Raw genomic sequence first — 19551 nt, forward strand, 5'->3', positions numbered from 1 at the left:
CCGTCTCATCCTCAGCCTCCATCGGGCCGATGATAAAACCGGACAACTCATGTGCTCCTAATCCGGACAACTCATGTGCTTACGACACAGGCAAGGCGTCGGGCTTGACTTTCCGGGCACGTTCTTTATGTGTCGCGCCAAGTTTCCCGCGTCCGGGTGTTTTCCCCCGCTCCAGCGGCCAAAACCCCACGAACATAACGGACTGATACAATGGCCAAAGCCGCAAACATCAAGATCAAGCTTCTGTCGACCGCCGACACCGGTTTCTTCTACGTGACCAGCAAGAACAGCCGTACCAAGACCGACAAGCTGTCGTTCCGCAAATACGACCCGGTCGCCAAGAAGCATGTCGAGTTCAAGGAAACCAAGATCAAGTAATCTGGTTTTCATACGCTCTGTCAAAAGCGCCGCCCCTTCGGGCGGCGTTTTTGATTCAAGGCCCCCAAAAGGCAGAACCCTCCGCTGTTTGGCGCGAAGTGCTCATCTCATTTTTTGGCAAAAAAGGGGGCCGGTCGGCGTATGGCAGCGGTACGAGGAGGCCACTATGTGCCAGCGCCGGCCGGCCGACCCCACGGACCCAGGAGATGCGGCGGACCTGAGCATCATGGGGTATTCGGCGAAGCGATGCGGCTGTCTACCCTCGTGCCCGCATCGCCCTTGTTCTTGCACCGCACATTTGCGCAACAATGTTTGAAAATCAATAGTTTCTTAACCAAGCCTGCCGAATCGCTTGGATTAAGGTAAATTCCTAACCCTGTCCGATTGACTGGATAATCGGTGGTCTAGCCTACGCTGCCTTGGCGACGACCCGGTTGCGGCCGCCACTTTTGGCTTCGTAGAGCGCCACGTCGGCACGTTTCATCAACGCCGCGACCGTGTCCGCGCCCTTCAGAACCGATGACACGCCGACGCTGACCGTGACTTCGATCGCCTTGCCTTCAGGGCCGATGGCAAAGGGCAGCTGGGCGATTTCGGCGCGAATGCGCTCGGCAACCTTCTCCGCCACCGCGCCGTCCGTGTCCGGCATCACAACGACGAATTCCTCGCCGCCGAAGCGGCAGGCAAGGTCGATGCCCCTGACGTTCTTGCGCAGCCGCCTTGCGAACTCGCGCAGCACATCGTCGCCGCCATCATGGCCATGCGAGTCATTGACGGTCTTGAAGCGGTCCAGATCGGTGATCATCACCGACAGAGGCCGCCGCCGCGCCACGGCGCGGTCGAACAGCGTCTGCAAATGGCTGTCGAGGTAGCGGCGGTTGTGCAGCCCGGTCAATGCGTCGGTCACCGCCATCTCTATGGTCTGGGTGACGCTGGCGCGCAGCTGGTCATTGTAGCGCTTGCGGCGCACCTGCGTGCGCAGCCGCGCCGTCAGCTCCTGCTGGTCGATCGGCCGCATCAGATAGTCGTTGATGCCGAGTTCGAGGCCTCTGATGATGCGGCCCTCCTCGCCTTCGTCGGCAATCAGGATGATCGGCAGGAAGCGGGTGCGGTCGAGCGAACGCAATTGCGAACACAACCGCAGCGGATCGAAATCGGTAAAACCGGTCGAGATCAGCACGCACTCATAGGGCGCCTCGGCGGCCTGGAAGAAGCCGGCATGCGGATCGGTGGCAATGTCGAGCTCGGCGCTGCCGCGCAGCATGTTCTGGATGCGCTCAACCGACGATTTGCGCTCGTCGATCAACAGCACCTTCGGCGTGGCGTCCTCCGACGCGAAGCTGCGGCTCAACAGCGCCTCGATGCCGATGTTGCGGGTGGTCGATGCGCGCAGCCGCAGCTCGTCGGTCAGCGACTTCAGCCTGACCAGGCTCTTCACCCGCGTCATCAGTTGCAGATCGTTGACCGGCTTGGTGAGAAAGTCGTCGGCGCCTGCCTCGAGGCCGCGCACCCGGTCGGCAACATGGCCCAGCGCGGTCACCATGACCACCGGTATATGCGCGGTCGCCGGATCGCTTTTCAGCCGCTTGCAGACCTCGAACCCGTCCATGCCGGGCATCATCACGTCGAGCAGCACGACATCGACCTTGCCGTTTTCGCAGGCCTCGATCGCGTCCGGCCCGTTGGAGGCCGTCAACACCTCGAAATATTCGGCCAGCAGCCGAACCTCGAGAAGTTTGACATTGGCAGGGATGTCGTCGACGACGAGGATCCGCGCGGTCATGTCACAAGGCTCCGGCTGAAGGCATCAGGCATCAGGCATCACCGAGATAGGATTTGATGGTCTCGATGAAACGCGGCACCGAGATCGGCTTGGAGATGTAGGCCTCGCAACCGCCCTGGCGAATGCGTTCCTCGTCGCCCTTCATGGCGAAGGCGGTGACGGCGATGACCGGAATGGAATGGAGGTCGTCGTCCTCCTTCAGCCATTTCGTCACTTCCAGCCCCGACACTTCGGGCAGCTGGATGTCCATCAGGATCAGGTCGGGCCTGTGCTGGCGCGCCAGATCGAGCGCCTCGAGCCCGTTGCGCGTGCGCACCGTTTCATAACCGCTGGCTTCGATGAGGTCGCGAAAGAGCTTCATATTGAGCTCGTTGTCCTCGACAATCATGACCTTCTTAGGCATCGATTTCCCGTCCCGGCCAGGCTTCTGCCCGAAGCCCTGCCGCTATGCGCCTTTGTCGAAGCACACCAAACCCTCGCTCACTCTTAAGGCAATATGATTGACGAAATGCAAACCCGAAGCGGCAAAAGCCATTCGGATTCCACCTCGAAAACCACATTGGATCGGGGCTGTGGCTTGCCGCAGGCGACGCTTGCGATTACTGCGGAAAAGAGACTCATTTCCGCAACGAGAAAGTAGTGATGGCAAACGCAGCGTCAATGCGCGAGGAAGCGGAAACCATTGCCGTGAAGGCACTGGGCTTCGTCGCCGCCGACCCCGAACTCCTGCCGCGCTTCCTGGCCATCACCGGCATCGAGGCGTCCGCCATCCGCCGCGCCGCGGCCGAACCGGGATTCCTTGCCGGCGTGCTGCAGTTCATCCTCGCCCACGAGCCGACCTTGCTGCGCTTTGCCGAGGAAACCGACACTCCGCCGGCCTCAGTCGGCAAGGCGTTGCGCGCGCTGCCTCTTGGCGGCGACGACCATGAGCATTCGATATGAGCGACGATCCCGAGACGGCACGCCAGATCGCCGAACTTGCAGCCGACGACCGGCCTCTGCTGATCCTCGATGTCGACGATGTCGTGCTCGAATTCATCCGGCCGTTTCCGCATTTCCTGAAATCGCGCGGCTTCGGCCTGACCCTGGCCTCCTTCCGTCTCACCGGCAACATTGCCGAAACGGCGAGCGGCCGGCTGATCGAACAGCCGGAGGTGACGGCACTTCTCGGAGATTTCTTCGATACGCAGGCCGACTGGCAGAGCGTCACCGATGGTGCCGAACAAGCGCTTGCCAGCCTTGGCGACCGCGCCGAGATCGTCCTTTTGACCGCCATGCCGCACCGGCATCGCGCCGCCCGCCGCGCCCATCTCGATGCGCTCGGTCTGCCCTATCCGCTGTTGACCACCGAAATGGCCAAGGGACCGGCGGTGGCGAAACTGCGCGGCAAGAACGGCCGGCCGGTAGCCTTTGTCGACGACCAGCCCGCCAACCTCATCTCGGCACGCAACTCGGTTGCCGACGCCCATCTCTTCCACCTGATGGCCGACAATTCGCTGCGCGCCTTCCTGCCGCCGGTGCCGGACGACATCATCTCCGTCGAGGACTGGCACGAGGCCGCGCCGAAGATCGCGAGCGCGCTCGGGCTTTAAGCCCAAGCGCCTCCAAGCTTGGCGATCAAGGCTGCAGCTTCGCCCCTGCTCCGCCATTGTTGCCCTCGCCAGGGATCGCATCCTGATCGGTGTTGTCTTCCACGACCGGATCCGGCCCCTTCAGCATGGCGCCGTTGACCGTCACCGACCCATCGTGCCTGGCGTTGATCACCCATTCGATACGACCATCCGGCAGCGTCTTGGCAAATCCCTTGATGGCCAAGGCGCCGGTAAAAGCCTGTGAGGCCTGCGGGTCGGTCTTCGCCGCCTCCTGCAGGCTTGCCACGATCTTGTCGTAGCCGGTCACGTCGATTGTCACGTTGGCATCGGGCTTCTCGCCATCGGGAAACGTCATATCGCCCTCCAGCCCGATTTCGGCACCGCCGCCCTTGACCGTGCTGTGGCCGATGAGGATCTTGGGGCCGTTCGCCAGAAAATCTTTCTTCAGGCCGTCGCCGAAATCCGCCGAAAGCGGCGGGTTGTTGTTGAGATCGAAGGCCTCGATAGCCTTCTTGGCCATTGTGTCGAGATCGATGTTGGCCCCACCGAAATTGAGGTCGATGTCGGTGGGCAACAGCGCGACGCTCCAGGCTGGAACAAGATTTTGCGGTATCGAGAGCCCAGACGCTTTGATCCCGTAGCTGATCGTCCCGTTGCGCGAGACACCGTCCATGCCGAAGGCGATGCCGAGTGTTGCTGCGCCGAAACTGCCGATCGGGCTGCCGACGCTGAAATCCTTGAGACTGTAAGCCCCATCAATCCGCTCCCATATCGGCAGCGCGGTCAGAAGATGCGACTTGAGCTCCGCCTGATTGGCTTTCAGTTTCGCCTCGTCCTCATTGGCCACGGCGAAAGCCAACAGGTCCAGAATAGGCTTCGTGCGCAGCCCCTTGCCTTTCGCGTCGACCGAAAATTCGGGCGACTTGACCGTCAGCGGGATTTTCTGCCCGCTGTTGGGGTTGTCGATCGTGATGACCTCTGCAAAATCGGCAATCGTCTGAACCATGCTAAAATCGACACCGCCATTTGCGCCCTCGGTAGCGCTCATTGTGGCGGTTCCAGCACCAGAACTCATCTCCGTGCGCTGCCTGGCGTCCTGCGACGTCATATTCATGCCTTCAAGTGACGACGTGGCGCTGCTGAAAGCCGCCAACTCGGGATCGTAGACACCAACGAACTTCCCGCCCTTGATAGACATCTTCATGCTTTGCGGCCCCTGAGGGCCGTTGAACTCCATCGACCCTTCCGGCGCCAGATTGCCTGAGACATCCCACGCGCCATCGCTGCGTGGTTTGGTCAACAGCGTATAAGGGGTGAGATCGAGCTTCAGGCCATCCTGTTTTGCCAAGAGTTCCACGACGGGCTTGAAATCGAATGCGAGCTTGTAGGCGTCGCCTTCGACCGAGACCTTCAGAAATCCGATCTCGAACGGCTTCTTGCTGAAATAGCGCGCCAGATTGTCGGTAAGCTGCTTGGCGCCCTCGCTGTCGACCGTCTGCCCAAGCGCCGGCGCACTGCAGGCTAGAAGCAAAGCGAATGGCAAAACGCGCTTCATATCGATCCTCCACTTTATTGCAGTCGTCAAAACCGCTTCTACCACTGGTAGGAAAATACCATCACAGCCGCAAGACAAGACCTATGGATTGCTGCCGCCTACAACACCAGCCGCATCAGCGGCCGTCCGGCCTTGCGTTCGACAAGCCGCTCGAAGCCGGCCTTTTCAAACACACGCGACGAGCCGACGAACAGCCCGATCGAACGCGAATCGCGCGACACGTCGATCGGACACGCCTCGACCAGCCGCGCCTTGTTCTGGCGGGCAAAAGCGATGCCGCCCTCGACCAGGCGGTGGCTGACGCCCCGGCCGCGCGCGCTGGCGCGGATGAAGAAGCAGGAGATGGCCCAGACGCCGGGATCTACGGCGTCGGTTGGATCGACCGGCGCCGAGCCCCGGCCCCGATTGTTCCATTCGGGCACGTCGGCGCGTGGACCGATCTGCATCCAGCCGACCGCCTGGCCGTCCTCGAAGGCCAAAAGCCCCGGCGGCGGCCCGGCCTCGATACGCGCCTTGATATGATCCTTGTTGCGCTGCTTGTCGCTGGCCCGTCGGACCGCCGGCGCCATCCGGAAATGCGTGCACCAGCAGCCGTAACAGGCGCCCTGCTTGCCGAAAAGATCCTCGAAAGCCGCCCACAGGCCAGACGCCAGCGGCGCTATGGTGGTGCTCATGAGTTCTCTCCCGGCTAACCGCTTGTGGCGGCTTCCGTCCTGACGTACCATTGCATCTGTTCTCTTTATGTTCGCAGCGATGGCGGCCCCTGTCAACAATCCCGAGCACGGTTTTTGCCGCGACTGCCTGACCTTTCAGCGCAGCGATACCAGGCGCTGTGAGCGTTGCGGCAGCCCTCGACTCACCCGCCATCCCGAGCTCTACCAGCTGCATCTGGCGCATATCGATTGCGACGCCTTCTATGCGGCGATCGAAAAGCGCGACAATCCGGCGCTGAAGGACAAGCCGCTGATCATCGGCGGCGGCAAGCGCGGTGTCGTCTCCACCGCCTGCTACATCGCCCGCATCAAGGGGGTGCGCTCGGCAATGCCGATGTTCAAGGCGCTCGAAGCCTGTCCGGAAGCGGTCGTCATCCCGCCCAATATGGAGAAATACGTCCGCGTCGGCCGCGATGTCCGCGCCTTGATGCAGGCGCTCACGCCGCTGGTCGAACCGCTCTCCATCGATGAGGCGTTTCTCGACCTTGCCGGCACCGAGCGCCTGCACGGCATGCCGCCGGCGGTGGTGCTGGCGCGCTTTGCGCAGACCGTCGAAAAGGAAATCGGCATCACCGTTTCGGCCGGCCTTTCCTACTGCAAGTTCCTGGCCAAGGTTGCCTCCGATTTCCGCAAGCCGCGCGGCTTTTCGGTGATCGGCGAAGCCGAGGCGCTGGGTTTCCTGGCCGAACAGCCGGTGACGCTGATCTGGGGCGTCGGCAAGGCTTTTGCCGCAACGCTCGAACGCGACGGCATCCGCAGCATCGCCCAGTTGCAGCGCATGGAGCGCGCCGATCTTATGCGCCGCTATGGCGTGATGGGCACGCGGCTCTACCATCTCTCGCGCGGCCAGGACGACCGCCGTGTCGATCCCGACCAGGATGCGAAAAGTGTGTCGGCCGAAACCACTTTCGACACCGACATAGCTGAAATGGGCGAACTGGTTCCAGTGCTGAGGGGATTGTCGGAAAAGGTCTCGGCGCGGCTGAAGAAGTCAGGCATTGCCGGGCGCACCGTGGTGCTGAAGCTGAAGACGCAGGATTTCAAGCTGCGTACCCGCAACCGCCAGCTCGGCGATCCGACCCGGCTGGCCGACCGCATTTTCCAGACCGGGCTCGAGCTGTTGCGCAAGGAGGCGGACGGGACAAAGTACCGGCTGCTTGGCATCGGTGTCAGCGATCTCTCGGATGACGAGAAGGCCGATCCGCCCGATCTCGTCGACGTCGGCTCGCGCAAGCGCGCCATGGCCGAAAGCGCCATCGATACGCTGCGCGACAAGTTCGGCAAGAAGGCGGTGGAAACCGGCTACACCTTCGGTAAAGGCCGCAACGCCAACCCGCCGGAGCCGATCGAGGAGTGAGACGGCTTAGATACGCTTGAGATCGATGCGGCTCGTCACCACGTTCTTGCCGGTTTTCGGATCGACGTCGGTAACGGTCAACCGCATTCCGTCGCCGCTGGTTTTCTCCACCGTCAACCGCGCCTTGCGATCGCCATTGACCTCCGCCGCCCAGCGAATGCCGCGACTGATCGCGTTCCCGGAACGGCTGCCGGCGAGCTGTGCCGGCCCGGTGCGCGACCCGACATAGACGCCAGTATACTTCGCCCCGCGGGCCTTCAGATTGGCGCTGATGGCGCGCGTCACCACGACAAGACCACGGCAATTGCCGTCAAGCGACAATGAACTCGAGGTCGCGTCGGAATTGAAGGTGCAGGACACATTCACCGTCGGTGCGTCGGTGGTGACCTTGACTGTCCCCTTGCCGGAGAAATTCCCTTGCAAGGAGCTGAGAAAATTCGCCTCGTCGGCATCGGCCGTGGCGCTTGCAGTTAGCAGGCAGCCGGCTAGCAGAAACCGCGCGAATGATTTCATCGGAATCTCTCCCCCGTTGATGATGAAGAAACGATGCGTCCAGCAATTGGCCAATACCGGGAACCAACGCCTGCCGTTGCGTCAGGTTCCACTTCCAGCATGGCTGTTTTGCAACGGGTCTGGCCCAGTCGAATGCGTCGCCTAACGGTTGCGATAGAAGTCCCGGCTTGCGACATAGCGCCTATGGCACCTTCCCCATCGATCCCCAAAGCCGCGTTCTGGATGGCGCTGTCGATCGCCTCGTTTCTGGCGATGTCAGTCGCCGGCCGCGCAACCACCGCCGAGCTCAACGTCTTCCAGGTGCTGGAACTGCGCTCGGTGATCGGCTTCTTCATCCTGTTGCCGCTGGTGATGATGAGCGGCGGATTCGCTGCAATGCGCACGCAGCGCCCGTTGGCCCATATCGCTCGCAATGTCATCCACTATACGGGCCAGGCCGCATGGCTCTATGCGCTGACGCTGATCCCGCTTGCGGTCCTCATATCGGTCGAATTCACCACGCCGATCTGGACCGCGATCCTGGCGGTGGCGTTTCTTGGCGAAAGGCTCTCCCGCCCGAAAATTGCGGCGGTCGTGCTTGGCCTGATCGGCGTGGTGGTCATCGTTCGCCCCGGCGTCGGCTCCATGGATCCGGGTCACCTCGTCGTTCTCGGCGCGGCCGTGTGCTTTGGCGTATCGGTGGTGTTGGTCAAGTCGCTGACCCGCACGGACAGCGTCGTGCGCATCATCTTCTGGATGCTGATCATCCAGTCAGTGGTCGGCCTGATCCCGGCGCTTTATGAATGGCGCAACCCACCGCTCGAACTCTGGCCATGGATCCTGCTGATTGCCTTCACCGGCATGTCGTCGCATTTCTGCATGGCGCGTGCCCTCACCTATGCCGACGCTACGGTGATTTCACCGATGGATTTCCTGCGCGTGCCACTGTCGGCGCTGATCGGCTGGCTGCTCTACAGCGAACAGATCGACATCTTTACAGCCGGCGGCGCCCTGCTGATCCTGATGGGCAACCTGCTCAACCTGCAGCGCAAGGCGCCAAAGCCGGCCGAGGTCGCGGCCTCGTAGCGGTCGGTCAATTCCCCTCATCCGGTATGTTGAGAAGATGCCCGCAGGCCTTGCAGTGCACGGCGTCCGGCTCATGCCGTTGCAGTCCGCACTGCGGACAGGGAAAGAACACCTTGGCGGGTCGGAAGATCGCTGTCGCCAGCCTGACGAACAGCGAGATGCCGATGATCATGGTGACGATTGCGGTCAGCTTGCCGGCAATTCCCGGCAGCACGATGTCGCCGAAACCGGTCGTCGTCACCGTGGCAACGGTGAAATAAAGCGCATCGACATAGTTTTCGAGGCCGGCGCCGGAGCGGAAGAAGAAGGTGTAGACGAAACCGGTGATGACGAAGAGAAACGTCAAAAGGTTGATGACCGCCTGGCTCGCCTCGCGCCATGGCCTTAGCCCGCGCATCTCGAAATGCCGCCACAGCGAGCCGCTGCGCGACAGCGACCACAGCCGCAGGATGCGCAGGAACGCCAGATTTGCCAGCGCCGTCGGCATCAGCAGCGTCAGAAGGATGAAGACATCGACCCAGGATGTCGGCTGTTTCATCAGCCGCAGCATGTCGTTGGAGGCTAACAGCCGGGCAATCAGGTCGGCGGCGACCAATGCGGCGACGGTATAGTCGAGCCACAGGAATGACGGCTTGTCCTGGAGCACCGGCGTGGCAACGAAGAAGGCGATGATGGCGAGGTCGATGATGACCGCCACCAGCTGAAACCGGAACGCCGCCGGCGTGCGTCCGTGATAGAGCTTGCGCAGCCGGTCACGCAGCCGCGCCATCGCTGAGCTTTGCTGCAATCCGTCCTTCTCGGCTGCTTTCATCACCAAGTGCGTAACTGTCCCAGCCGGGGCCGTCTAGAGCATGATCCCAAAAAGTGGGTGCCGGTTTTTGGAAAAGATCATGCTCCAACAAAGGGTTAGATCATGATGAGATTTCAACCAAATCTCATCATGATCTGACCCGGTGATCGTCACCCCTCCACCACCTTGCCGTCCGGCCCGACGAGGCGCCAGGCCGAGGCGGTGTCGTAGACGAACCGCTCCTCCGCAATCCGGTCACCACGCCAGCGCTGCAGGGCCACCTCTTCCAGCCGGCGCACGGTGCCGGCCTTGTCGACACGGTCGAAGGTCCAGCGGATGGCGACATTGTCGCCATCGACCAGGAATGTCTGGACAGGATGGGTGTGCATCTTCTCGATCCGATCGAGTGCTGCCTGCTCATGCGCCATCAGTGTTTCCTTGCCGCGCCGCGGGACGCCGAGATTTTCCTGCATGGTGGCATCGTCATGGTAGAAGTCGGCGATCGCTTTGACGTGGCTGCCTTCGACCACCTCCTTGAGGAAGGCTTCGACGCGTTCGCGGCTGGGCATGATTGTGCGTTCCTTTGAAGTTTCTGCTCAACGCATGTGGTTCAAAGGAAGGTCAGGTCAACCACGCCCCGCACGCTGGCCCTATCGGCTGCAATGTCAGGCCCAGAGCATCTTTATGCCGTCATGCACTGGCCGACGTCGATGCGATTGCCGTGTATATCAGCGCAGCCTAGACGAGCTCGACTTCGACCACACCCGGCACCGCGCGCATGGCCGACGCGATCTGCGGCGAGATGCGGTAGCGGTTGGGCAATTCGATCTCGATCTCGCCCTGCGCCTCTTCTTTGATGACGATAATGCTTACCTGACTTTCCCCACGCTGGGTAAGCTGCGATTGAATCGCCGACGCAGGCCCGTCATTTCGAACGAAGATGCGCAGCGCCTTCTGGATACGGCTGGCCTCATCCTCCAGCGACTGCACCGTCTGGATGCGCAGATTGACCCCTTCGGGCCTATCCTCAGCCGAAACGGTGATCACCACCGAACGTCCGGGCTCGAGCAGATCGCGATACTGCGCCAACCCTTCCGAAAACAGCACGGCTTCATATTGGCCAGATGTGTCGGAAAAGGCGATGACGCCCATCTTGTTGCCGGTTCGGGTCTTGCGCTCCTGCTTGGTGGTGACGGTGCCGGCGAGCCGGCCCGCGGCGGCACCGCGTTTGACCGCAGCCGAGAACTCGCCCCAGTTCTGCACGCGCATCTTCTGCAGGGCCGCCTTGTACTCGTCGAGCGGATGCGCCGAAAGATAGAAGCCGACGACCTGGAATTCACGGTGCAGCCGGTCGGCGGCAAGCCACGGATCGGTCTGCGGCAAATTGAGCGCCTGCTGCTGCGCGCCGAGCGACGCGCCGAAAATGTCGTGCTGGCCCGAAATGGCATTCTGCTGCGCCAGCGAAGCCAGCCCCATCATCCGTTCGACGCCGGCCATCATCTGGGCGCGGTCGTGGCCGAAGCAGTCGAGCGCGCCGGCCATGATCAGGCTTTCGAAGACGCGCTTGCCGACGATCTTGGGATCGACCCTTTCACAGAAATCGGCGAGATTCTTGAACGGCTTTTCGCCGCGCATGGCGACGATGTGCTCGACCGCAGCGTCGCCGACGCCCTTGAGGGCCGCCAGCGAATAGTAAATGCGGTTCTCGCCGACCTCGAAATTGCGGAAGCTGGTCATCACCGACGGCGCCACCACCTCGATGCCGAGACGCAGCGCATCCTGGCGGAAATCGGCGAGTTTGTCGGTATTGCCCATGTCGAGCGTCATCGACGCCGCCAGGAACTCGACGGGGTAATGCGCCTTGAGATAGGCGGTCTGGTAGGACACGACGGCGTAGGCGGCCGCGTGCGATTTGTTGAAGCCGTAGTCGGCGAACTTGGCCAGAAGGTCGAAGATGAAGTCGGCCTGCGGCTTGCCGACGCCGCGTTCGACCGCACCAGTGACGAAGCGCTCGCGCTGCTTGTCCATTTCGGCGCGGATCTTCTTGCCCATGGCGCGGCGCAGCAGGTCGGCTTCGCCGAGCGAATACCCCGACAGCTCCTGCGCGATCTGCATCACCTGTTCCTGGTAGACGATGACGCCTTGCGTCTCCTTCACCAGATGGTCGATTTTGGGATGGATCGAGGCCATCTCCTCTTCGCCATGCTTTCTGGCGTTGTAGGTCGGGATGTTCTCCATCGGGCCGGGGCGGTAGAGCGCCACCAGCGCGATGATGTCCTCGATACAGTCGGGCCGCATGCCGATCAGCGCCTTGCGCATACCGGCACTTTCCACCTGGAACACACCGACCACTTCGCCGCGCGACAGCATGGCGTAGGTTTCAGGGTCGTCGAGCGGGATCGTCGCCAGGTCGATCTCGATGCCGCGCCGGCGGATCAGCTTCACTGCCGTCTCCAGCACGGTCAGCGTCTTCAGGCCGAGGAAGTCGAACTTCACCAGCCCGGCCTGTTCGACATATTTCATGTTGAACTGGGTGACCGGCATGTCGGAGCGCGGATCGCGGTACATCGGCACCAGTTCCGACAAGGGCCGGTCGCCGATGACGATGCCAGCGGCGTGCGTCGAAGCGTGGCGGTAGAGCCCTTCCAGCTTTTGCGCCATATCGAGCAGCGTCTGCACGATTGGCTCCTTCTCGGCCTCCTCGGCAAAGCGCGGCTCGTTGGCGATGGCATCCGCCAGCTTGACCGGATTGGCGGGGTTCTGCGGCACCATTTTGGAGAGCTTGTCGACTTGGCCGTAAGGCATTTGCAGCACGCGGCCGACGTCGCGCAGCACCGCGCGCGCCTGCAGCGTACCGAAGGTGATGATCTGCCCAACCTGGTCGCGGCCATATTTCTGCTGGACGTAGCGGATGACCTCTTCGCGCCGGTCCTGGCAGAAGTCGATGTCGAAGTCGGGCATCGACACGCGGTCGGGGTTGAGGAAGCGCTCGAACAGCAGCGAGAAGCGCAGCGGATCGATGTCGGTGATGGTCGTGGAATAAGCGACCAGCGATCCGGCGCCCGAACCACGGCCCGGCCCGACCGGAATGCCTTGCGCCTTGGCCCATTTGATGAAGTCGGCGACGATCAGGAAATAGCCGGGAAACTTCATCTTCTCGATGATGGAGAGTTCGAAATCGAGCCGCTCGCGGTATTGTTCGACCGTGTAGCCGGAAGTGGGCCCATGCGCAGCCAGCCGCGCCTCGAGCCCCTCATGCGCCTGCCGGCGTAGCTCATCGGCCTCCGCTTTCAGCGCCACCTCATTGTCGGCGACATCGCCGCCGGTAAAGCGTGGCAGGATCGGATTGCGGGTCTTGGGATAATAGGAACAGCGCAGCGCGATCTCGACGGTGTTGTCGATCGCTTCCGGCAGGTCGGCGAACAGCCGCGCCATATCCGCCTGGCTGCGCAGGAAATTGTCCGAAGTCAGCCGGCGACGGTTGTCGGCGGCAACCACCGAACCCTCGGCAATGGCGATCAGAGCATCATGCGCGTCATAGTCGTCGCGGGCGGCGAAGAACGCCTCATTCGTGGCGACCAGCGGCAGATCATGGATATAGGCAAGGTCGACCGATGATTTCTCGATAGCGCGGTCATAACCGGAAACACGGTCCAGCTCGACATAGAGCCGGTCGCCGAACAGCGCCTTGAGTGCCAGAAGCCGCGTCTCGGCAAGATCTCGGCGATCCTCCTTCAGCGCCCGGCCGATCGGGCCGCGCGGCCCGCCGCTGAGGCAGATCAGGCCATCGCTATGGCCTTCCAGCATTGCTGACGTCAGATGCACGGGCTCGCCCGGCGGCGTCTCCAGATAGACCTGGCTGACCAGCCTGACGAGGTTGCTGTAGCCGGCCTCGGTGGCGGCGAGCAGCACCACGGCGTGCATCTCCGGACCATGGCGGCGGCGGTCGCGCTGCGCGTCGCTGGTCTCGCCGGAAAAGGCGAGATCGATCTGGCAACCGATAATCGGCTGGATGCCTTCCTTCACCGCCTTCTGGGCAAATTCCAGCGCGCCGAACAGATTGTTTGTGTCGGTGACTGCGATTGCCGGGCACTCGTCCTTGACTGCATGACCGACAACGGCGGCGACCTGCAAGGCGCCCTCGAGCAGCGAATACGCCGAATGCACGCGCAGATGGATGAACGGCCGCGCCGGCGCCTCCGGGCGCGCAGCAGCGAGCGCTGCTTCGCGCCTCAGGGGATCGCGTGGAAGTTTGTCATCCGCCATGATGTTTCAAATTGCTCGAAGGGCTTTGAGTCGATGGAGATGTATTGTCCCGGACCGGGCGATGCCAGTCCAGCACAAATGACCACCGACCACAGGCTTCCGTACCCAGCCGCACGGCTCAGAGATTGTTCGAAATTCGCACTGGCGAGTCATATGATGGTGGTTTCGAGAACCGGAGCGCAGCGGCCATTGGTCCGTGAGCACGGGAAGCGCAGAACCACCTTCAGATGGCCGCCGGAGTAGAATTTCCAAACAATCTCTAGGCGAACTCCATGATCACCGCATCGACAGCCAGGCTGTCACCCGGCTTGGCGTTGAGCTTCGACACGACAAGATCGCGGTCGGCGCGCAGCACGTTTTCCATCTTCATCGCCTCGACCACGGCCAGCGTCTCGCCGGCCTTGACCTCCTGCCCCTCGGCAACCGCGATCGACACGACCAGGCCCGGCATCGGGCAAAGCAGCATCTTGGACGTGTCCGGCGCCACCTTCTCCGGCATCAGCCTTTCCAGCTCCGCCGTGCGCGGCAGCATGGCGCGCGCCGTCACCGACATGCCTTTCCAGGCAATGCGCAGGCCGTTCGGCGCCGGCCTGATCTGCGCCGTGACCTTGCGGGCACCGACAGTGCCGCGCCAGATGAGGTCGCCCGGCCGCCAGTCGGACGCCACGGTCAGCGCTTTGCCGCCATCGACCGACAGATCGATTTCCATCGGAATGGAGATCATGCCCTCGATGATCGAAGCCTGGAGATAGTCGTCGCCGAGCTTCACCACCCAATCGCGCTTGAGTGCGCCCGAATGCGGCGCCAGCCGCCCGCCCAGCCGGTCGAGCCGGTCGCGGCGCAGAAGCTCGACCGCGGTGGCGATCGCCGCCAGCACTGCCTTTTCATCGCCATTGGGCACGATCGGCGCGAAGCCGTCAGGATATTCCTCGGCGATGAAGCCCGTCGATATCCGCCCCTCGCGCCAGCGCGGATGCTGCATCAGCGCCGCCAGGAATGGAATGTTGTGCTCGATGCCGTCGACGACGAAACTGTCCAGCGCTTCCGACATGGCGTCGATTGCCGCCAGCCGTGTCGGCGCCCATGTGCAGAGTTTTGCCACCATCGGGTCATAGAACATCGAAATCTCGGAACCTTCGGTGACGCCGGTGTCGTTCCGGATGACGATATCGCCGAACGTGCCCTCCTCCGGCGGCCGGTAGCGCGTCAAACGGCCGATCGAGGGCAGGAAATTGCGATAGGGATCCTCGGCATAGAGCCGGCTTTCCACCGCCCAGCCGTTCAGCTTGACGTCGCTCTGCTCGATCGCCAGCTTCTCGCCGGCGGCGACACGGATCATCTGCTCGACTAGGTCGATGCCGGTAACAAGCTCCGTCACCGGATGCTCGACCTGCAATCGTGTATTCATTTCAAGGAAATAGAAGTTCTTTTCAGCATCGACGATGAACTCGACGGTGCCGGCGCTCTGGTAGTCGACCGCCTTGGCCAGCGCCACGGCCTGCTCGCCCATGGCCTTGCGCGTCCTGGCATCGAGGAATGGCGACGGCGCCTCTTCCGCAACCTTCTGGTTCCGGCGCTGGATCGAGCATTCGCGCTCGCCGAGATAGAGGGCGGTGCCATGCGCGTCGGCCAGCACCTGGATTTCGATATGACGCGGATCGACGACGAACTTTTCGATGAAGACGCGGTCGTCGCCGAACGAGCTTTTCGCCTCCGAGCGCGCCCGGTCGAAGCCGTCGCGCACTTCCGACTGGCTCCAGGCAATGCGCATGCCTTTACCGCCGCCGCCGGCCGAGGCCTTGATCATCACGGGATAGCCGATCTCGCCGGCGATCTTTTCGGCATGGTCGGCATTTTCGATGACACCAAGCCAGCCCGGTACCGTCGACACTTCTGCGGCATTGGCGAACTTCTTCGATTCGATCTTGTCGCCCATCGCCTTGATCGCCTTGGCTTTTGGACCGATGAAGACCATGCCCTCAGCCTCAAGCGCTTCGCAGAAGGCGGCCCGCTCCGACAGAAAACCGTAGCCGGGATGCACGGCCTGCGCGCCCGTCTCCTTGCAGGCAGCGATGATCTTTTCAGGCAGAAGATAGCTTTGCGCGGCCGGCGATGGCCCGATATGCACGGCTTCGTCGGCCATTTCGACGTGCACGGCGTCGCGATCGGCGTCGGAATAGACCGCTACGGTGGCAATCCCCATCCTGCGCGCCGTCTTGATGACGCGGCAAGCAATCTCGCCGCGATTGGCGATCAGGATTTTCGTGAACATCGAAGGCGTTTCCTCGGTCTTTCGTCCTTCTTATGGGCTTCGGCAGCCGGGCTCAAGCACCGCCGGCAGCGCACCCATCAAGACACTCCCTGCCCGCCAGGCCCGTGCCGAGGGGCGAAGGTTGGGCTCGCCGACGACTGAGCCAAGATTTGCGCCATATTTGGTCGCCAAATCGGGTTGAAACAGTATAAAAACCCTGAAAGCCTGAAGACCAATCGCCTTGGGAGGAATTGCCTGATGAAAACCCGCGCCGCTGTCGCTGTCGCCGCCGGAAAGCCGCTGGAAATCATGGAGGTCGACCTCGACGGACCGCGCGAAGGCGAGGTGCTGGTCGAGATCAAGGCGACCGGCATCTGCCACACCGACGAGTTCACTTTGTCGGGCGCCGATCCCGAAGGTCTGTTTCCGGCAATCCTCGGCCATGAAGGCGCCGGAATCGTCGTCGATGTCGGCAAGGGCGTCACTAGCGTCAGGAAGGGCGACCACATCATCCCGCTCTACACGCCGGAATGCCGGCAGTGCCCGTCCTGCCTGTCGCGCAAGACCAATTTGTGCACCGCCATCCGCGCCACGCAGGGCCAGGGCCTGATGCCGGACGGCTCGTCGCGCTTCTCAATCGGCAAGGACAAGATTTTTCACTATATGGGCTGCTCGACCTTCTCCAACTTCACCGTGCTGCCCGAGATCGCGGTGGCCAAGGTCAACCCCGAGGCCCCCTTCGACAAGATCTGCTACATCGGCTGCGGCGTCACCACCGGCATTGGCGCTGTCATCAACACCGCCAAGGTCGAGCAAGGCGCGACCGCCGTGGTCTTCGGCCTAGGCGGCATCGGCTTGAATGTCATCCAGGGCCTGAAGCTGGCCGGCGCCGACATGATCATCGGCGTTGATCTCAACAACGACAAGAAGGCATGGGGCGAGAGGTTCGGCATGACGCATTTCGTCAATCCGAAGGAGATCGACGGCGACATCGTCCCCCACCTCGTCAACATGACCAAGCGCGGTGCCGACCAGATCGGCGGCGCCGACTACACGTTCGACTGCACCGGCAACACCAAGGTAATGCGCCAGGCGCTGGAAGCCTCGCATCGCGGCTGGGGCAAGTCGGTCGTCATCGGCGTTGCGGGCGCCGGCCAGGAGATTTCGACCAGGCCATTCCAGCTGGTCACCGGCCGCACCTGGATGGGCACCGCCTTTGGCGGCGCACGCGGCCGCACTGACGTGCCAAAAATCGTCGACTGGTACATGGACGGCAAGATCCAGATCGACCCGATGATCACCCATTTGCTGAAGCTGGAAGACATCAACAAGGGCTTCGACCTCATGCATGAGGGCAAGTCGATCAGGAGCGTCGTCGTTTATTGAGGAGAAGAAGCCGCCGACCGAAGGGCCAGCGACTGTAGTTGCATGGGTTCAACAAGGGAGGAAGATAATGCCTGAGAAACTGCATCCGAAAATCGACAATGGCCTGCCGAAGGAAAGCGCAAGCTTTGCCGGCGGCACGCTGGTCTGTGCCTGCACCAGCAAGCCGGTGAAGGTGACGGTCAAGGGCCAGATCGCCCACAACCATGCCTGCGGCTGCACCAAATGCTGGAAACCGGACGGCGCGGTGTTCTCGGTCGTGGCGGTCGCCGGCACTGGCGACGTCACCGTCACCGAGAATGGCGACAAGCTGAAGGTGGTCGATCCGGCAGCATTGATCCAGCGCCATGCCTGCACCGGTTGCGGCGTCCACATGCACGGCCCGGTCGAGCGCGATCATCCGTTCAAGGGTCTGTCCTTCATCCATCCCGAGCGCTTCGAGGAAGACGGCTGGTCACCGCCGGGCTTCACCGCTTTCGTCTCGTCGATCATCGAATCCGGTGTCGACCCCAAGCGCATGGACGGCATTCGCGGCCAGTTGAAATCGATCGGCCTCGAACCCTATGACTGTCTCAACCCCGGCCTGATGGATTACATAGCCACCTGGACGGCGAAGAAGTCGGGCGCGCTGCCGGCCTGACGGTACGAGATTTCTGGCATGGGGCCGGGTAACATGCCGGCCCCATGTCCGTTTTGGAGAGATAATGCCCGCACCCGCCATCTACGTCGACGCCGACGCCTGCCCGGTGAAAGCCGAGGTCGAGAAGGTCGCCGAGCGCCATGGCGTGGTCGTCACCTACGTCTCCAATGGCGGGCTGCGTCCGTCGCGCGATCCGATGATTCGCAACGTCGTCGTCTCTAAAAGCGCCGATGCCGCTGACGATTGGATCGTCGAGAACGCAAAACCCAACGACATCGTGATCACCGCCGACATCCCGCTTGCCGCTCGCACCGTGGGGCTCGGCGCGCATGTGCTTGGGCCAACCGGCCGGCCGTTCACGCCGGAGACCATCGGCATGGCGGTTGCAATGCGCGATTTGAAGCAGCATCTGCGCGAAACCGGCGAGAGCAAGGGCTACAATGCCAGCTTTGCGCCACAGGATCGCTCGCGTTTCCTGGGTGAGCTCGACCGTATCTTGCGGCGGGCTCTGAAATCCGTCACACCCGACCAGACGTGAAGCATCATCCGAGGTCGGGCTATGGCCGACACATCGCCGAATAACCCCTTGCAGCGGCACAAGCAGTTCTTTGTGTCGCTAGCCGTCGGTCTGGTCGTATTTGCCGCGGTATTGCCTTTGATTGGAGCGCTCCCCGTCTCCACGCGGCTTGCCTATTCGATCTCGATTGCCGCCGATTCCTTCTTCGTCGTCTTCATCGCGCTCGTCATCGCCAAGATGCCGCTGCTGTCCGGCCGCTATCTCAGCAAGAACGCGCGCGAACTGGACCTCCCAGTGCTGGGCATCTTTGCCATCACGCTCGGCATCGTCGCCATGGCCATTGTCCTGCTGTTCCTTTTGATCAATCACAAGGATCGCGACCCCATCGAACTCGGCTTCGCCATGCTGTCGATCCCGCTTGGCTGGTTCACCATCCATGCCATGGCCGCCCTCCACTATGCGCATGTCTACTGGATGGACGGCGACGCGATCGATGCCGAAACCAAGAAGAAGATACCGGTCGGCGGCCTCGATTTTCCCGGCAGCAAACGGCCGGACGGTTGGGACTTTCTCTATTTCGCGACGGTGATCGGCATGACCGCGCAGACCGCCGACACCGCGATCACGACCTCGCATATGCGCCGCGTGGTGCTTGTCCATTCGATCCTGTCGTTCTTCTTCAACGCCGTCATCGTCGCCGCCGTCGTCAATCTCGCGGTGAGCCTCGGCAATTGAGTATCCGTGCCCG

The 19551-nt window shown here is 62.2% G+C and carries 18 protein-coding genes; 9 read left to right on the forward strand and 9 right to left on the reverse strand.

Translation table 11 applies throughout. The features are described from left to right. Positions 1-210 precede the first annotated feature (210 nt). Positions 211-378 (forward strand): 50S ribosomal protein L33, encoded by a 168-nt coding sequence (rpmG, locus tag NKH54_RS13345; protein ID WP_006201775.1) that lies wholly within the window; start codon positions 211-213, stop codon positions 376-378. A gap of 409 nt (positions 379-787) precedes the next feature. On the opposite strand, the gene NKH54_RS13350 is transcribed toward rpmG, so the two are convergent. After that, positions 788-2161: a PleD family two-component system response regulator gene (locus NKH54_RS13350; RefSeq protein WP_023688311.1), complete on the reverse strand. Its 1374-nt coding sequence runs from the start codon at positions 2159-2161 to the stop codon at positions 788-790. A 31-nt stretch (positions 2162-2192) separates the two neighbouring features. Further along, the gene (locus tag NKH54_RS13355) at positions 2193-2564 is read right to left on the reverse strand and encodes a response regulator (protein ID WP_023667574.1); all 372 of its coding nucleotides are present in this window, start codon (positions 2562-2564) and stop codon (positions 2193-2195) included. 239 nt (positions 2565-2803) lie between these two features. On the opposite strand from NKH54_RS13355, the gene NKH54_RS13360 reads away from it, so the two are divergent. Both NKH54_RS13360 and NKH54_RS13365 read left to right on the forward strand, forming a co-directional pair. Further along, positions 2804-3103, forward strand: coding sequence for a DUF3572 domain-containing protein (locus NKH54_RS13360; RefSeq protein ID WP_023688310.1), 300 nt, complete (start codon positions 2804-2806; stop codon positions 3101-3103). Then, positions 3100-3753, forward strand: a complete 654-nt coding sequence (locus NKH54_RS13365; protein ID WP_023701190.1) for a hypothetical protein — start codon at positions 3100-3102, stop codon at positions 3751-3753. The genes NKH54_RS13360 and NKH54_RS13365 overlap by 4 nt, the downstream gene beginning before the upstream one ends. A gap of 25 nt (positions 3754-3778) precedes the next feature. Here the strand turns inward: NKH54_RS13365 and NKH54_RS13370 are convergent, their stop codons facing one another. Next, positions 3779-5308, reverse strand: coding sequence for a hypothetical protein (locus NKH54_RS13370; protein WP_352913587.1), 1530 nt, complete (start codon positions 5306-5308; stop codon positions 3779-3781). A 98-nt stretch (positions 5309-5406) separates the two neighbouring features. Further along, complete coding sequence (locus NKH54_RS13375; RefSeq protein ID WP_353028370.1) at positions 5407-5982, reverse strand: GNAT family N-acetyltransferase; 576 nt, start codon at positions 5980-5982, stop codon at positions 5407-5409. A 67-nt stretch (positions 5983-6049) separates the two neighbouring features. Here NKH54_RS13375 and NKH54_RS13380 point away from each other — a divergent pair, with 67 nt between their 5' ends. Next, on the forward strand, positions 6050-7378 hold the full coding sequence (locus NKH54_RS13380; protein ID WP_023734461.1) for a DNA polymerase IV: 1329 nt from the start codon (positions 6050-6052) through the stop codon (positions 7376-7378). 6 nt (positions 7379-7384) lie between these two features. On the opposite strand, the gene NKH54_RS13385 is transcribed toward NKH54_RS13380, so the two are convergent. Next, on the reverse strand, positions 7385-7891 hold the full coding sequence (locus NKH54_RS13385; protein WP_353028371.1) for a hypothetical protein: 507 nt from the start codon (positions 7889-7891) through the stop codon (positions 7385-7387). Between the two features lie 183 nt (positions 7892-8074). Between NKH54_RS13385 and NKH54_RS13390 the strand changes: the two genes are divergently transcribed. Then, positions 8075-8956, forward strand: coding sequence for a DMT family transporter (locus tag NKH54_RS13390; RefSeq protein ID WP_023681579.1), 882 nt, complete (start codon positions 8075-8077; stop codon positions 8954-8956). Positions 8957-8963: 7 nt separating this feature from the next. Here the strand turns inward: NKH54_RS13390 and NKH54_RS13395 are convergent, their stop codons facing one another. The 4 genes from NKH54_RS13395 to NKH54_RS13410 all read right to left on the reverse strand — a co-directional run bounded on the left by NKH54_RS13395 (position 8964) and on the right by NKH54_RS13410 (position 16284). Then, entirely contained in the window at positions 8964-9767 is an 804-nt protein-coding gene (locus NKH54_RS13395; RefSeq protein WP_023667582.1) for a potassium channel family protein, read from the reverse strand. Positions 9768-9916: 149 nt separating this feature from the next. Then, a complete protein-coding gene (locus NKH54_RS13400) occupies positions 9917-10315 on the reverse strand; it encodes a nuclear transport factor 2 family protein (protein WP_023667583.1) in 399 nt (132 codons plus the stop codon). A gap of 169 nt (positions 10316-10484) precedes the next feature. Next, complete coding sequence (gene dnaE, locus NKH54_RS13405) at positions 10485-14012, reverse strand: DNA polymerase III subunit alpha (protein WP_023729858.1); 3528 nt, start codon at positions 14010-14012, stop codon at positions 10485-10487. 259 nt (positions 14013-14271) lie between these two features. Further along, positions 14272-16284, reverse strand: coding sequence for an acetyl-CoA carboxylase biotin carboxylase subunit (locus NKH54_RS13410; RefSeq protein ID WP_023691152.1), 2013 nt, complete (start codon positions 16282-16284; stop codon positions 14272-14274). 237 nt (positions 16285-16521) lie between these two features. Here NKH54_RS13410 and NKH54_RS13415 point away from each other — a divergent pair, with 237 nt between their 5' ends. From NKH54_RS13415 to NKH54_RS13430, 4 genes are all read left to right on the forward strand, one after another. After that, complete coding sequence (locus NKH54_RS13415; RefSeq protein ID WP_023691151.1) at positions 16522-17649, forward strand: S-(hydroxymethyl)glutathione dehydrogenase/class III alcohol dehydrogenase; 1128 nt, start codon at positions 16522-16524, stop codon at positions 17647-17649. Between the two features lie 67 nt (positions 17650-17716). Beyond that, positions 17717-18286, forward strand: coding sequence for an S-(hydroxymethyl)glutathione synthase (gfa, locus tag NKH54_RS13420; protein WP_023691150.1), 570 nt, complete (start codon positions 17717-17719; stop codon positions 18284-18286). Positions 18287-18350: 64 nt separating this feature from the next. Further along, positions 18351-18824, forward strand: a complete 474-nt coding sequence (locus tag NKH54_RS13425) for a YaiI/YqxD family protein (protein WP_023691149.1) — start codon at positions 18351-18353, stop codon at positions 18822-18824. Positions 18825-18845: 21 nt separating this feature from the next. After that, positions 18846-19538, forward strand: a complete 693-nt coding sequence (locus NKH54_RS13430) for a DUF1345 domain-containing protein (protein ID WP_352670399.1) — start codon at positions 18846-18848, stop codon at positions 19536-19538. The last annotated feature ends 13 nt before the right edge of the window (positions 19539-19551 follow it).

The sequence above is a fragment of the Mesorhizobium sp. M1004 genome, from assembly GCF_040318795.1.
GTDB lineage: Bacteria > Pseudomonadota > Alphaproteobacteria > Rhizobiales > Rhizobiaceae > Mesorhizobium.